Source organism: Pseudomonas sp. LPB0260 (assembly GCF_013388395.1).
This window is the reverse complement of the sequence record NZ_CP058247.1, coordinates 238,146-252,128: the sequence shown is the minus strand read 5'-3', so window position 1 is coordinate 252,128 and position 13,983 is coordinate 238,146. Positions and strand designations below refer to the sequence as shown.

The window sequence follows — 13,983 nt, the reverse complement described above, 5'->3', positions numbered from 1 at the left end:
GCTTCAAGCCTGCATCGCGCGCCTTTCCAAGCCAGTTGGACAAGACAATCGACGCGGGTCTGGTGGTACCAGGCAACTGAGTATGGCAACACCAGCAACACCAGGAAGTGAAAGGACCACGAGGCGACAACAAACCTCGGGCGTACACAGGGATGTGCAGTCCGCAGACGAGGGCGAGAGCCCTCGCATTCGCGAGAGTCTGGTCACGGCAGGAGCCGAACCGGACTCTGCAGGCGCCACAAGCACGCTGCAGAACATCCCTATTTGGTCAGGAACCAACACGGTCGTAATCCGCGGCCGCGTTACCCACCTCACTACAGGGGATATGCAAACGTGACTCCTATCCGCACTCGCACTACCCGTGCATTTCGCAATCATGCGCTGGCTACCGCTTGCGCACTGGTGATGGCAGCACCCATGGCCGTCGCCGCACCGGATACCGGCGCTGCCCGTATCAACACCAGCATGCTCAAGGACGGCCAGAGCTACGACCGCTTCATCGTCAAGTACCGCAGCGGCAGCAGCGAGCTGGCCAGCAGCAGCATGCGGACCCAGGCGCTTAACGAGGCCGGCATGCTGCAGGGCCTGGGCGTCGGCCACCTGCGGCGCACCGCGGTCGGCGCCGACGTGATCAAGTCGGCGCGCAAGCTCGACCGCGCCGGCGCCGAAGCCCTGATGCAGCAGATCGCCGCCAACCCCAACGTCGAGTACGTCGAGGTCGATGCCCTGCTCAAGCCGGTCCTGACCCCGAACGACTCGCGCTACAACGAGCAATGGCACTACTTCGAGGCCACCGCCGGGATCAACGCTCCCACCGCCTGGGACCGCTCCACCGGCAGTGGCGTGGTGGTCGCGGTGCTGGACACCGGCATCACCAATCACCCTGACCTCAACGCCAACGTGATCGCCGGCTACGACATGATCTCCGATACCACGGTCGCCAACGACGGCAACGGCCGCGATGCCGACCCGAGCGATCCGGGCGACTGGACCACCGGCCAATGCGGTACGCCCAGCGATTCCAGCTGGCACGGCACCCACGTGGCCGGCACCGTGGCCGCGGTCACCAACAACGGCCTGGGGGTGGCCGGGGTGGCGTACAACGCCAAGATCATGCCGGTGCGGGTGCTCGGCACCTGCGGAGGCTACACCTCGGACATCGCCGATGGCATCGTCTGGGCCTCCGGTGGCAGCGTCAGCGGTGTACCGACGACCAGCACCCCGGCCAAGGTGATCAACATGAGCCTGGGTGGCAGCGGCAGTTGCAGCATGACCACGCAGAACGCCATCAACAGCGCGGTCGGCCGCGGCAGCACGGTGGTGGTGGCGGCGGGCAACAGCAACGCCAATGCCGCCAACTTCAATCCGGCCAACTGCAACAACGTCATCACGGTTGCGGCCACCACCCGCAGCGGCTCCAGGTCGAGCTTTTCCAACTACGGCTCGGTGGTCGATGTCGCCGCCCCGGGCTCGGGCATCCTCTCCACCCTCAACAGCGGCTCCACCACACCGGGCAGCGCCAGCTATGCCGCCTACAACGGCACGTCCATGGCCGCGCCACACGTCGCCGGGGTGGTCGCCCTGATGCAGGCGGCTACGCCGAAGACCCCGGCGCAGGTGGAAAGCAATCTGAAGAGCAGCACCCGACCATTGCCCGGCACCTGCAGCGAAGGTTGCGGCACGGGCATCGTCGATGCCCGCGCCGCGGTCGATGTCCAACTCGGCAGCCCGCCGGTCAACCAGGACAGCCTATTCAATGGCCAGCCGATCAGCGGTCTGTCCGGCAGCAAGGGGTCCAGCAAGACCTACAGCATCACGGTACCGGCCGGCGTCAGCAGCCTGAGCTTCACCCTGTCCGGCGGCAGTGGCGATGCCGATCTCTATGTGCGCTTCGGTTCGGCCCCTACCACCAGCAGCTACGACTGCCGCCCCTACCTCGACGGCAATAACGAGGCCTGCAGCTTCAGCAACCCGCAGGCGGGCACCTACCACGTGATGGTGCGCGGCTACACCAGCTACTCCGGTGCCAGCCTGGTGGCCCGCTACTAGTCCCCTTCGACGGCGAGCTTTGCCCCCGCCCAGCGCGGGGGCTTTTTTCAGCACGTCCGGCCGCCTGCCAGCTCCCGCTTGTTCATGTGCCAACGGCGGTTCGCATGGGCCCGCCACGCGCCGATACCGTTGGTCAGCGGCCGTTCGTCGCAATGTGAAGGCAATCGCAGTCCAGATATCCGCCGCTATGCCGATAGCCCGAGCACTTCCATAGTTCGCCGCATCCGCGATTGCTTGTCCGGGCACACACCCGGTCGAGTAGACGGCGCCGAGCGGCCGCGCCCTGATGATGGGCGCAGGACCGGAGGTGGAAGGATCGTGACGGCCGGAAACCGTCATGCCCGCACAAGGACGAGCAGTCCGCCAGCAAGGAGCTGGACCCTGGATTTCGCCAGCGTCCGGTATCGCCCAACCGCGAGCCGGGCAGGCCTGCAAGCGCTGGAAGCACTCTGCAGTAGTTCCCTTTAGCTGGGCCGTGCTTGGCGGCCCGGTTCCCATATCATCGGGGGTTGCAAACGTGTCTTCTACTCATACTCGTACCAATCGGCCGCTGCGTGCCCATGCGCTGGCAGTCGCCTGCGCGCTGGCCATCGCCGCGCCCATGGCCTACTCCGCGCCGGATACTGGCGGCGCGCGCATCAACACCAGCATGCTCAAGGAAGGCAAGAGCTACGACCGTTTCATCGTCAAGTACCGCAGCGGCAGCAGCGAACTGGCCAACAGCAGCCTGCGCGCCCAGGCGCTGAGTCAGGCCGGTCAGCGGCGCGGCGTGACTGTCGCCCATGTGCGGCGCACCGCGGTTGGTGCCGATGTCATCAGGTCGGCGCGCAAGCTCGCTCGCGCGGAGGCCGCCGCACTGCTGCAGGAGCTGGCAGCCAACCCCAACGTCGAATACGTCGAAGTGGATGCGCTGCTGCAGCCGGTCTTCACCCCGAACGATTCGCGCTACAACGAGCAGTGGCACTATTACGAGCCCACCGGCGGCATCAACCTGCCGACCGCCTGGGATCGCTCCACCGGCAGTGGCGCGGTGGTCGCCGTGCTGGACACCGGTATCACCGGTCACCCGGACCTGATCGGTAACCTGGTCGCCGGCTACGACATGATCGCCGACCCCGCTGTCGCCAACGACGGCAACGGCCGGGATGCCGACCCCAGCGATCCGGGCGACTGGACCAGCGGCCAGTGCGGTACTCCGCGCAACTCCAGCTGGCATGGCACCCACGTCGCCGGCACGGTAGCGGCCCTCACCAACAACACGGAAGGCGTAGCCGGTGTGGCCTATAACGCCAAGATCATGCCGGTACGGGTGCTCGGCACCTGCGGTGGCTACACCTCGGATATCGCCGACGGCATCATCTGGGCCTCCGGCGGCAGCGTCAGCGGCATTCCTATCACCAGCACCCCGGCCCAGGTCATCAACATGAGCCTCGGCGGCACAGGCAGCTGCAGCCTGACCACGCAGAACGCCATCAACAGCGCGGTCGGCCGCGGCACCACGGTGGTGGTGGCGGCAGGCAACAGCAATCTGGATGCGGCCAACTTTACCCCCGCCAACTGCAACAACGTCATCACCGTGGCCGCGACCACCCGCAGCGGAGCACGGGCGAGCTTCTCCAACTACGGTGCGGTGGTGGATATCGCCGCCCCCGGCTCGAGCATCCTCTCCACCCTCAATAGCGGCACCACCACGCCGGGCAGCGCCTCTTATGCGTACTACAGCGGCACCTCCATGGCCGCGCCCCATGTCGCCGGGGTGGTCGCGCTGATGCAAGCGGCGTCACCGCAGTTGCCGGCGCAGGTGGAAAGCAACCTCAAGAGTAGCGCCCGGGCATTGCCGGTCGCCTGCGCCGAAGGCTGCGGCAGTGGACTGGTGGATGCGCGGGCGGCCCTTGATAGGCAGGCCGGCCCACCTGTCGTCAACCAGGACACCCTGTTCAACGGCACGCCGATCACGGGCTTGTCGGGCAGCAGGCGCTCGATGAAGAGCTACCGCATCACGGTACCGGCCGGGGTCAGTCGTCTGCTGGTTTCCATGTACGGCGGTTCCGGCAATGCCGACCTCTACGTGCGATTCGGCGCCGAACCGACCGCAACCAGCTACGACTGCCGCCCACGGCGCAGCAACAACAACGAAAGCTGCACGTTCAATAACCCGCAGGCCGGCACTTACTACGTGGTGGTGAGCGGCTCCGCGAGCTACTCCGGCGTCAGCCTGAAGGCGAGTTACTGATACAACCGCGCATTTCTCCGTCGCATATGCTGGACGGACCTCGGCCAGAACCAGGGCCTTTGCCCTGGTTTTGTCTATCTCCTCTCGGCGGCGCTTGACTGCCCCGTGTGGTGAGCGCAGCCGGCCAGCCGCGCGCCGGCACCGGCTCGATCCGCCGCCATTTCTCCCCACTGCAAGCGTGCGCAGAACAAAGACGGTCTTTCGTCGATCTCGCCGTTGACTAAATTCGCCGCCAGCTTTACGTTAACGTAAAGGTAAAACACCGAGACCCCGTCATGGCAGCGCCCTACAGCATCTCCGACCTGGCCCGCGAGCTGGACATCACCACCCGCGCCATTCGCTTCTACGAGGAGCAAGGCATGCTCAGCCCCGAGCGGCGTGGCCAGGAGCGCATCTACAGTGCCAAGGACAAGGTCACCCTCAAGCTGATCCTGCGTGGCAAGCGCATCGGTTTCTCCCTGGCCGAGTGCAAGGAACTGATCGAGCTGTACGACCCGAGCCACGGCAATCGCAAGCAGCTGGAGACCTTCATGGACAAGATCGCCGAGCGCCGTGCCCAGCTGCAGCAGCAGCTGCTGGATATTCAACAAATGCAGCTGGAATTGGATACAGCCGAGGAGCGCTGTCTTATCGCGCTGGCTGAAACAGATAAAAAACAAAGCGTTAACTCCTGAACTTAAAGCTAACAATTACAGGTGGAACCATGAGCTATCCGTCCCTCAACTTCGCCCTCGGCGAAACCATCGACATGCTGCGCGAGCAGGTCCAGGCCTTCGTCGCCGCCGAACTGGCGCCGCGCGCCGCCGCCATCGACAGCGACAACCTGTTCCCCGCGGACATGTGGAAGAAGTTCGGTGACATGGGCCTGCTCGGCGTCACCGTGTCCGAGGAGTACGGTGGCGCGGGGCTGGGGTACCTGGCTCACGTGGTGGCAATCGAGGAGATCAGCCGCGCCTCGGCCTCGGTCGGCCTGTCCTACGGCGCCCACTCCAACCTGTGCGTCAACCAGATCAACCGCAATGGCAGCGCCGAGCAGAAGGCGAAATACCTGCCCAAGCTGATCAGCGGCGAGCACGTCGGCGCCCTGGCCATGAGCGAACCCAACGCCGGTTCCGACGTGGTGTCGATGAAACTGCGCGCCGAGCGCCGTGGTGACCGCTTCGTGCTCAACGGCAGCAAGACCTGGATCACCAACGGTCCGGACGCCAACACCTACGTGATCTACGCCAAGACCGACCTGGACAAGGGCGCCCACGGCATCACCGCCTTCATCGTCGAGCGCGACTGGAAGGGTTTTTCCCGCGGCAACAAGTTCGACAAGCTGGGCATGCGCGGCTCCAACACCTGCGAGCTGTTCTTCGATGACGTCGAGGTGCCGGAGGAGAACATCCTCGGCGTGGAGAATGGCGGCGTGAAGGTGCTGATGAGCGGCCTGGACTACGAGCGCGTGGTCCTGGCCGGCGGTCCGATCGGCATCATGCAGGCCTGCCTGGACGTGGTGGTGCCCTATATCCACGACCGCAAGCAGTTCGGCCAGAGCATCGGCGAGTTCCAGCTGATCCAGGGCAAGGTCGCCGACATGTACACCCAGCTCAACGCCAGCCGCGCCTACCTCTATGCCGTGGCCCAGGCCTGCGACCGCGGCGAGACCACCCGCAAGGATGCCGCCGGGGTGATCCTCTACAGCGCCGAGCGCGCCACCCAGATGGCCCTGGAGGCGATCCAGATCCTCGGCGGCAACGGCTACATCAACGAGTTCCCCACCGGCCGCCTGCTGCGCGACGCCAAGCTCTACGAGATCGGCGCCGGCACCAGCGAGATCCGCCGCATGCTGATCGGCCGCGAGCTGTTCAACGAGACCAAGTGACCCGTAGGGTGTGCGCGGCCGCGAGGCCGCGCGCACCGCAACCAGGGCAACGGTGCGCACGGCGCACCCTACAGGAAGCGCACATGACCATCCTGCATAGCCAGATCAATACCCGTTCACCGGAGTTCGCCGCCAACAGCGCGGCGATGCTCGAGCAGGTGAGCGCCCTGCGCAGCCTGCTGGCGCGCATCCACGAAGGCGGCGGCGAGAAGGCCCAGCACCGCCATACCTCGCGCGGCAAGTTGCTGCCGCGCGAGCGCATCAACCGCCTGCTCGACCTCGGTTCGCCCTTCCTCGAGATCGGCCAACTGGCCGCCCACGAGGTGTACGGCGAGGACGTGCCGGCCGCCGGCGTGATCGCCGGCATCGGCCGGGTCGAAGGCGTCGAGTGCATGATCGTGGCCAACGACGCCACGGTGAAGGGCGGCAGCTACTACCCGCTGACCGTGAAGAAGCACCTGCGCGCCCAGGCCATCGCCCAGCAGAACCGCCTGCCCTGCATCTACCTGGTGGACTCCGGCGGCGCCAACCTGCCGCGTCAGGACGAGGTGTTCCCCGACCGCGAGCACTTCGGGCGGATCTTCTTCAACCAGGCCAACATGTCCGCCATGGGCATCCCGCAGATCGCCGTGGTCATGGGCTCCTGCACCGCCGGCGGCGCCTACGTGCCGGCCATGGCCGACGAGGCCATCATGGTGCGCAACCAGGCCACCATCTTCCTCGCCGGCCCGCCGTTGGTGAAGGCCGCCACCGGCGAGGTGGTCAGCGCCGAGGACCTCGGCGGCGCCGACGTGCACTGCAAGACCAGCGGTGTGGCCGACCACTATGCCGACAACGACGAGCACGCCCTGGCCCTGGCCCGGCGCAGCATCGCCAACCTCAACTGGCGCAAGCAGGGCGTGCTCAACAACCGCGAGCCGATCGCCCCGCTGTACGACGCCGAGGAGCTGTACGGAATCATTCCGGCGGACGCCAAGCAGCCCTTCGACGTGCGCGAGGTGATCGCGCGGCTGGTCGACGGCTCGCTGTTCGACGAGTTCAAGGCGCTGTTCGGCGCCACCCTGGTCTGCGGCTTCGCCCACCTGCACGGCTACCCGGTGGCGATCCTCGCCAACAATGGGATTTTGTTCGCCGAATCGGCGCAAAAAGGCGCGCATTTCATCGAGTTGGCCTGCCAGCGCGGCATTCCCCTGCTGTTCCTGCAGAACATCACCGGTTTTATGGTCGGGCAGAAATATGAAGCGGGAGGGATTGCGAAACATGGCGCCAAGCTGGTCAACGCGGTGGCCTGCGCCAAGGTGCCGAAGTTCACCGTGATCATCGGCGGCAGCTTCGGCGCCGGTAACTACGGCATGTGCGGGCGCGCCTACGACCCGCGCTTCCTGTGGATGTGGCCGAATGCGCGAATCGGCGTGATGGGCGCCGAACAGGCCGCCGGCGTGCTGGTGCAGGTCAAGCACGAACAGGCAGCGCGCGCCGGCCACGCCTTCTCCGCCGAGGACGAGGCCAAGCTCAAGCAGCCGATCCTCGAGCAGTACGAGCGCCAGGGCCACCCCTACTACTCCAGCGCGCGGCTGTGGGACGACGGCGTCATCGACCCGGCGCAGACCCGCGAGGTGCTCGGCCTGGCGTTGTCCGCCGCGCTCAACGCGCCGATCGAGCCGAGCCAGTTCGGCGTGTTTCGTATGTAGGGTGCGCCGTGCGCACCAGTGATCAACGTATCGGTGCGCATGGCGCACCCTACCGAGCCGACCATGACCGATTTCACTACCGTACAACTGGAAACAGACCCGCGCGGCGTCGCCACCCTGTGGCTCAACCGCCCGGAGAAGAACAACGCCTTCAACGCGCAGATGATCCGCGAACTGATCCTCGCCCTGGATGCGGTGCAGGCCGACAAGAGCCTGCGCTTTCTGCTGCTGCGCGGCCGCGGCAAGCACTTCTCCGCTGGTGCCGACCTGGCCTGGATGCAGGAGTCGGCAGCGCTCGACTATAACGCCAACCTCAATGATGCCCGCGAACTGGCCGAGCTGATGTACAACCTGCACAAGCTACCCATCCCCACCCTGGCGGTGGTCCAGGGCGCGGCCTTCGGCGGTGCCGTCGGCCTGGTGAGTTGCTGCGACATGGCCATCGGCGCCACGGACGCGCTGTTCAGCCTGTCCGAGGTGCGCATCGGCCTGGCCCCGGCGGTGATCAGCCCCTTCGTGGTACAGGCCATCGGCGAACGCGCCGCGCGGCGCTACGCCCTGACCGCCGAGCGTTTCGGCGGCGAGCGGGCCCGCGAGCTGGGGCTGCTGGCCGAGTGCTATGCGGCCGGGGAACTGGAGCAGGCCTGCGCCGACTGGGTCGGCAACCTGCTGCAGAACAGCCCCCAGGCCATGCAGGCGACCAAGGGCCTGCTGCGCGAAGTGGGCAGCGGCACGCTGACCCCGGCACTGCGCCGCTACACCGAGAACGCCATCGCCCGCATCCGCGTCAGCGCCGAGGGCCAGGAGGGGCTGCGTGCCTTCCTCGACAAACGCCAACCCAGCTGGCAGGAGCAACAAGCATGAGCAGCCATATCGACACCCTGCTGGTGGCCAACCGCGGCGAGATCGCCTGCCGGGTGATGCGCACCGCCAAAGCCATGGGCATCAAGACCGTGGCGGTGCACAGCGCCATCGACCGTGAAGCCCGCCACGTGCGCGAGGCGGACATCGCCATCGACCTGGGCGGCGCCAAGCCCGCCGACAGCTACCTGCGCATCGACGCCCTGATAGCGGCGGCCAAGGCCAGCGGCGCCCAGGCCATCCACCCGGGCTACGGCTTCCTCTCGGAGAACGCCGGCTTCGCCCGCGCCATCGAGCAGGCCGGCCTGCTCTTCCTCGGCCCGCCCGCCTCCGCCATCGACGCCATGGGCAGCAAGTCCGCCGCCAAGGCCCTGATGGAGGCCGCCGGCGTGCCGCTGGTGCCCGGCTACCACGGCGAGGCCCAGGACCTGGAGACCTTCCGCGCCGCCGCCGAGGTGATCGGCTATCCGGTGCTGCTCAAGGCCGCCGCCGGCGGTGGCGGCAAGGGCATGAAGGTGGTCGAGCGCGAGGCCGATTTGGCCGAGGCCCTGGCCAGCGCCCAGCGCGAGGCACAATCGTCGTTCGGCGACGCGCGCATGCTGGTGGAGAAGTACGTGCTCAAGCCGCGCCACGTGGAGATCCAGGTGTTCGCCGACCGGCACGGCCACTGCCTGTACCTCAACGAGCGCGACTGCTCGATCCAGCGCCGCCACCAGAAGGTGGTCGAGGAGGCCCCGGCCCCGGGGCTGTCACCCGAGCTGCGCCGCGCAATGGGCGAGGCGGCGGTCAAGGCCGCCCAGGCCATCGGCTATGTCGGCGCCGGCACCGTGGAGTTCCTGCTGGACGAGCGCGGCGATTTCTTCTTCATGGAGATGAATACAAGACTCCAAGTGGAGCACCCGGTGACCGAGGCCATCACCGGCCTCGATCTGGTCGCCTGGCAGATCCGCGTGGCCCGCGGCGAAGCGCTGCCGCTGAGCCAGGAGCAGGTGCCGCTGATCGGTCACGCCATCGAGGTGCGCCTGTACGCCGAGGACCCGGACCACGACTTCCTGCCCTCCACCGGCACCCTGGCGCTGTACCGTGAAGCCAGTGCCGGCGAGGGCCGCAGGGTCGACAGCGGCGTGGCCGAAGGCGATGAGGTGTCGCCCTTCTACGACCCCATGCTCGGCAAGCTGATCGCCTGGGGCGACAACCGCGAGGAGGCGCGCCTGCGCCTGCTGGCGATGCTCGACGAGACCGCCGTCGGCGGGGTCAGGACCAACCTGGCCTTCCTGCGCCGCGTGTTGGCCCATCCGGCCTTCGCCGACGCCGAGCTGGATACCGGCTTTATCCCCCGCCACCAGCAGCAGCTGCTACCCGAGGCCGGCGCCCTGCCCGCCGAATTCTGGCAACTGGCGGCCGAAGCCTTCAGCCAAAGCGAGCCGGTGCGGCGCAAGCACGAGGACTATCACTCGCCCTGGAGCGCCACCAGTGGCTGGCGCGCCGGCCTGCCGGCGGAAACCGACCTGCACCTGGCCTGCGGCGGCGAACGCCAGGTGGTGCGCCTGCGCCACAGCGCGCCGTCTGCGGCGCAACTGCGCGGCGAGCAGCTGGTGGTCGAACGGGATGGCCAGCGCCGCAGTCACCTGGCAATTCGTCGTGGCGACACCCTGTACCTGGAATTTCATGGCGAGCTGCGCACCGTCAGCCGCGTCGATCCGATCGCCGAAGTCGAAGCCAGCCACAGCCAGCATGGTGGCCTGACCGCACCGATGAACGGCAGCATCGTGCGGGTGCTGGTCGAGGCCGGCCAGGTCGTCGAGGCCGGTGCGGCCCTGGTGGTACTGGAGGCCATGAAGATGGAGCACAGCATCCGCGCGCCCCACGCCGGTACGGTCAAGGCGTTGTATTGCGGCGAAGGCCAGATGGTAGCCGAAGGCACCCTGCTGGTGGAGTTGGAAGAACAGAGCCCGTAGGGTGCGCCATGCGCACCATGAGGAAAGAAAGCGGTGCGCGTAGCGCACCCTACGGGGGCTCCCTTGAGCCTGTAGGGTGCGCCATGCGCACCATGAGGAAAGAAGCGGTGCGCGTAGCGCACCCCACGGAGGAATCCCGATGAGTCTGCCTACCCACGTCCGCCTGGTCGAAGTCGGCCCCCGCGACGGTCTGCAGAACGAGAAGCAGCCGATCAGCATCGCCGACAAGGTGCGCCTGGTCGACGACCTGTCCGCCGCCGGCCTGGGTTATATCGAGGTCGGAAGCTTCGTCTCGCCCAAGTGGGTGCCGCAGATGGCCGGAAGCCGAGAGGTGTTCGCCGGCATCCAGCAGCGCCCGGGTGTCACCTATGCCGCGCTGACGCCCAACATGAAGGGCTTCGAAGCGGCCCTGGAGGCCGGGGTCAAGGAGGTGGCGGTGTTCGCCGCGGCGAGCGAGTCCTTCTCGCAGAAGAACATCAACTGCTCGATCGGCGAGAGTCTGCAGCGCTTCCTGCCGCTGCTGGAGGCGGCCCAGCAGCACGGCGTCCGCGTGCGTGGCTATGTCTCCTGCGTGCTCGGCTGCCCCTATGACGGTTTCATCGCCCCCGAGCAGGTCGCCCGCGTGGCCAGTGATCTGTTTGCCATGGGCTGCTACGAGGTGTCCTTGGGCGACACCATCGGCACCGGTACCGCCGGCGATACCCGCCGCCTGATCGAGGTGGTTGGCCGGGATATTCCCCGTGACCGCCTGGCCGGTCACTTCCACGACACCTACGGCCAGGCCCTGGCGAACATCTATGCCAGCCTGCTGGAGGGCGTCAGCGTGTTCGACAGCTCGGTCGCGGGTCTCGGCGGTTGCCCCTACGCCAAGGGCGCCAGCGGCAATGTCGCCAGCGAGGATGTGCTCTACCTGCTCGACGGCCTGGGCATCGCCACCGACGTCGATCTGGACAGGCTGATCGCCGCCGGCCAGCGCATCTGCACGGTACTCGGAAGGGAAAACGGTTCACGGGTGGCCAGGGCACGCCTGGGCGGCGCCTGATCAGGCCAGAGGTGTCAGCCATGCTTTACGGACTGTAAAGCGCCAGCGCCTGACACGGCGCAGAGGCAATCCGCCCGGTGCAAAGGCTCTACAGCGGGGCCCAGGTCGGCAGCCTCGCAAAAAGGGTCGCTGCCGTTCAAGGCCCGCGGCGAGCGCTAGGCTAGCGTGCCATCGGTCAGGTTCGATGGCCTGGCACAACACGAATGAAGATGAGGAGTCGTCATGCAACAACCCCTGTGGGCCCCTTCGGCCGAGCGCATTGCCGCCACCCGGATGGACGCCTTCCGCCGCTTCGTCAACCAGCGCCACGGCCTCGAGCTCGCCGACTACCCGGCGCTGCATGCCTGGAGCGTCGAGCAGCGCGAAGCCTTCTGGCAGGCCATCGTCGACTTCTTCGAGATTCGCTTCAGCCAGCAGCCCCACGCCGTGCTGCAGGAAGGCCCGGCCATGCCCAGCGCCCACTGGTTTCCCGGAGCCACGCTGAACTTCGCCGAGCACCTGCTGCGTCGCCGCGATGCCCAGCCGGCGCTGGTCGCCATCGGCGAGGACGGCTCCCGCGAGCAACTGAGCTACCTTGAGTTGGCCGCCCATGTCGCCGGCCTGCAGCGAAGCCTCGAGGCCGCCGGGGTTGGCGTCGGCGACCGGGTCGCGGCCTTTATGCCCAACACCTGGCAGACGGTGGTCGGCATGCTCGCCGCCACCAGCCTGGGCGCTACCTGGTCGAGCTGTTCGCCGGACTTTGGCACCCAGGGGGTGATCGACCGCTTCGGCCAGATCGAGCCCAAGGTGCTGATCGCCGCCGCCGGCTACCGTTACGCCGGCAAGAACCTCGACCTGACCGGCAAGCTCAACGAGATACTCGAGCGCCTGCCGTCGCTGCAGCAGCTGATCGTCGTGCCCTACTCGCGGCAGCAGGCCAAGGTCGAGGACTTCACCACCGGCGCCAAGGTGGCCCTGTGGGACGACTTCTACCAGGCCGGCGGCGAGCCGCGCTTCACCCCGGTGCCCTTCGATCATCCGCTGTACATCCTCTACTCCAGCGGCACCACCGGCGTGCCCAAGTGCATCGTCCACGGCACCGGCGGCGTGCTGCTGCAGCACGTCAAGGAGCTGGGGCTGCACACCGACCTGCACGACGATGACTGCCTGTTCTACTACACCACCTGCGGCTGGATGATGTGGAACTGGCTGGTTTCCGGCCTGGCCCTGGGCGCCACCCTGGTGCTGTTCGACGGCTCGCCCTTCCACCCGGGCGCCGAACGCCTGATCGACCTGATCGACGCGGAGGACATCAGCATCTTCGGCACCAGCGCCAAGTACCTCGCGGCCCTGGAGAAGGCCGGCGCCCGGCCGGGCAGCAGCCACCGGCTGCGCCGCCTCAAGGCCATCCTCTCGACCGGCTCGCCGCTGTCCCACGAGAGCTTCGAGTACGTCTACCGCGAGATCAAACAGGACCTGTGCCTGTCATCGATCTCCGGCGGCACCGACATCGTCTCCTGCTTCGCCCTCGGCAACCCGGTATTGCCGGTGTGGCGCGGCGAGTTGCAGTGCAAGGGCCTGGGCATGGATGTGCAGGTGTGGAACGACGCCGGCCAGCCGATCCTCGGTGAAAAGGGCGAGCTGGTCTGCGCCCGGCACTTCACCTCCATGCCGGTGGGCTTCTGGAACGACGCAGACGGCGCCAAGTTCCGCGCCGCCTACTTCGAGACCTTCCCCGGCATCTGGGCCCACGGCGACTACGCAGAGGAGACCGAGCACGGTGGCCTGGTGATCCACGGCCGCTCCGACGCGGTGCTCAATCCGGGCGGCGTGCGCATCGGCACGGCCGAGATCTACCGCCAGGTGGAGAAGGTCGAAGAGGTGCTGGAATCCATCGCCATCGGCCAGGAATGGGACGACGACGTGCGCGTGGTGCTGTTCGTGCGCCTGCGTGAAGGCGTGTCGCTGAGCGACGAGCTGCAGGCACGCATCCGCCAGGTGATCCGCGCCAACACCACGCCACGTCATGTGCCGGCCAAGATCATCGCCGTGGCCGACATACCGCGCACCATCAGCGGCAAGATCGTCGAACTGGCGGTGCGCAACGTGGTGCACGGCAAGCCGGTGAAGAACACCGATGCCCTGGCCAACCCGCAGGCGCTGGAACTGTACCGGGACCTGCCCGAACTGCGCGGCTGAGCGACCCGGCCTGCGACAGGGAGCCCGGCTCGCCCGTGCTTGTTGTCGTCGACGCCGAGGTCATGCCGCCAGTCCGCTGCCCAGGCCCAGCAATAGACAGCGTT

General features: G+C 67.2%; 9 protein-coding genes. All 9 read left to right on the top strand.

The window, feature by feature from the left end; genetic code table 11:
- The first annotated feature begins 417 nt into the window (after positions 1-417).
- The 9 genes from LPB260_RS01110 to LPB260_RS01070 all read left to right on the top strand — a co-directional run bounded on the left by LPB260_RS01110 (position 418) and on the right by LPB260_RS01070 (position 13,879).
- Positions 418-2,049 carry a S8 family peptidase gene (locus LPB260_RS01110; protein WP_218281496.1) on the top strand — a complete coding sequence of 544 codons (1,632 nt, stop codon included), beginning with the start codon at positions 418-420 and terminating at the stop codon, positions 2,047-2,049.
- Between the two features lie 517 nt (positions 2,050-2,566).
- Complete coding sequence (locus LPB260_RS01105; RefSeq protein WP_218281495.1) at positions 2,567-4,282, top strand: S8 family peptidase; 1,716 nt, start codon at positions 2,567-2,569, stop codon at positions 4,280-4,282.
- Positions 4,283-4,557: 275 nt separating this feature from the next.
- A complete protein-coding gene (locus tag LPB260_RS01100; RefSeq protein WP_208706818.1) occupies positions 4,558-4,956 on the top strand; it encodes a MerR family DNA-binding transcriptional regulator in 399 nt (132 codons plus the stop codon).
- Between the two features lie 29 nt (positions 4,957-4,985).
- The gene (locus tag LPB260_RS01095; protein WP_208706817.1) at positions 4,986-6,149 is read left to right on the top strand and encodes an isovaleryl-CoA dehydrogenase; all 1,164 of its coding nucleotides are present in this window, start codon (positions 4,986-4,988) and stop codon (positions 6,147-6,149) included.
- Positions 6,150-6,232: 83 nt separating this feature from the next.
- Positions 6,233-7,840 (top strand): carboxyl transferase domain-containing protein, encoded by a 1,608-nt coding sequence (locus LPB260_RS01090; protein WP_208706816.1) that lies wholly within the window; start codon positions 6,233-6,235, stop codon positions 7,838-7,840.
- Positions 7,841-7,903: 63 nt separating this feature from the next.
- Positions 7,904-8,704, top strand: coding sequence for a gamma-carboxygeranoyl-CoA hydratase (locus tag LPB260_RS01085; RefSeq protein WP_208706815.1), 801 nt, complete (start codon positions 7,904-7,906; stop codon positions 8,702-8,704).
- Positions 8,701-10,659: an acetyl/propionyl/methylcrotonyl-CoA carboxylase subunit alpha gene (locus tag LPB260_RS01080; protein WP_208706814.1), complete on the top strand. Its 1,959-nt coding sequence runs from the start codon at positions 8,701-8,703 to the stop codon at positions 10,657-10,659. Before LPB260_RS01085 ends, LPB260_RS01080 begins: the two co-directional genes overlap by 4 nt.
- A 139-nt stretch (positions 10,660-10,798) precedes the next feature.
- Positions 10,799-11,701 carry a hydroxymethylglutaryl-CoA lyase gene (locus LPB260_RS01075; RefSeq protein WP_208706813.1) on the top strand — a complete coding sequence of 301 codons (903 nt, stop codon included), beginning with the start codon at positions 10,799-10,801 and terminating at the stop codon, positions 11,699-11,701.
- Positions 11,702-11,923: 222 nt separating this feature from the next.
- Positions 11,924-13,879 (top strand): acetoacetate--CoA ligase, encoded by a 1,956-nt coding sequence (locus LPB260_RS01070; RefSeq protein ID WP_208706812.1) that lies wholly within the window; start codon positions 11,924-11,926, stop codon positions 13,877-13,879.
- The last annotated feature ends 104 nt before the right edge of the window (positions 13,880-13,983 follow it).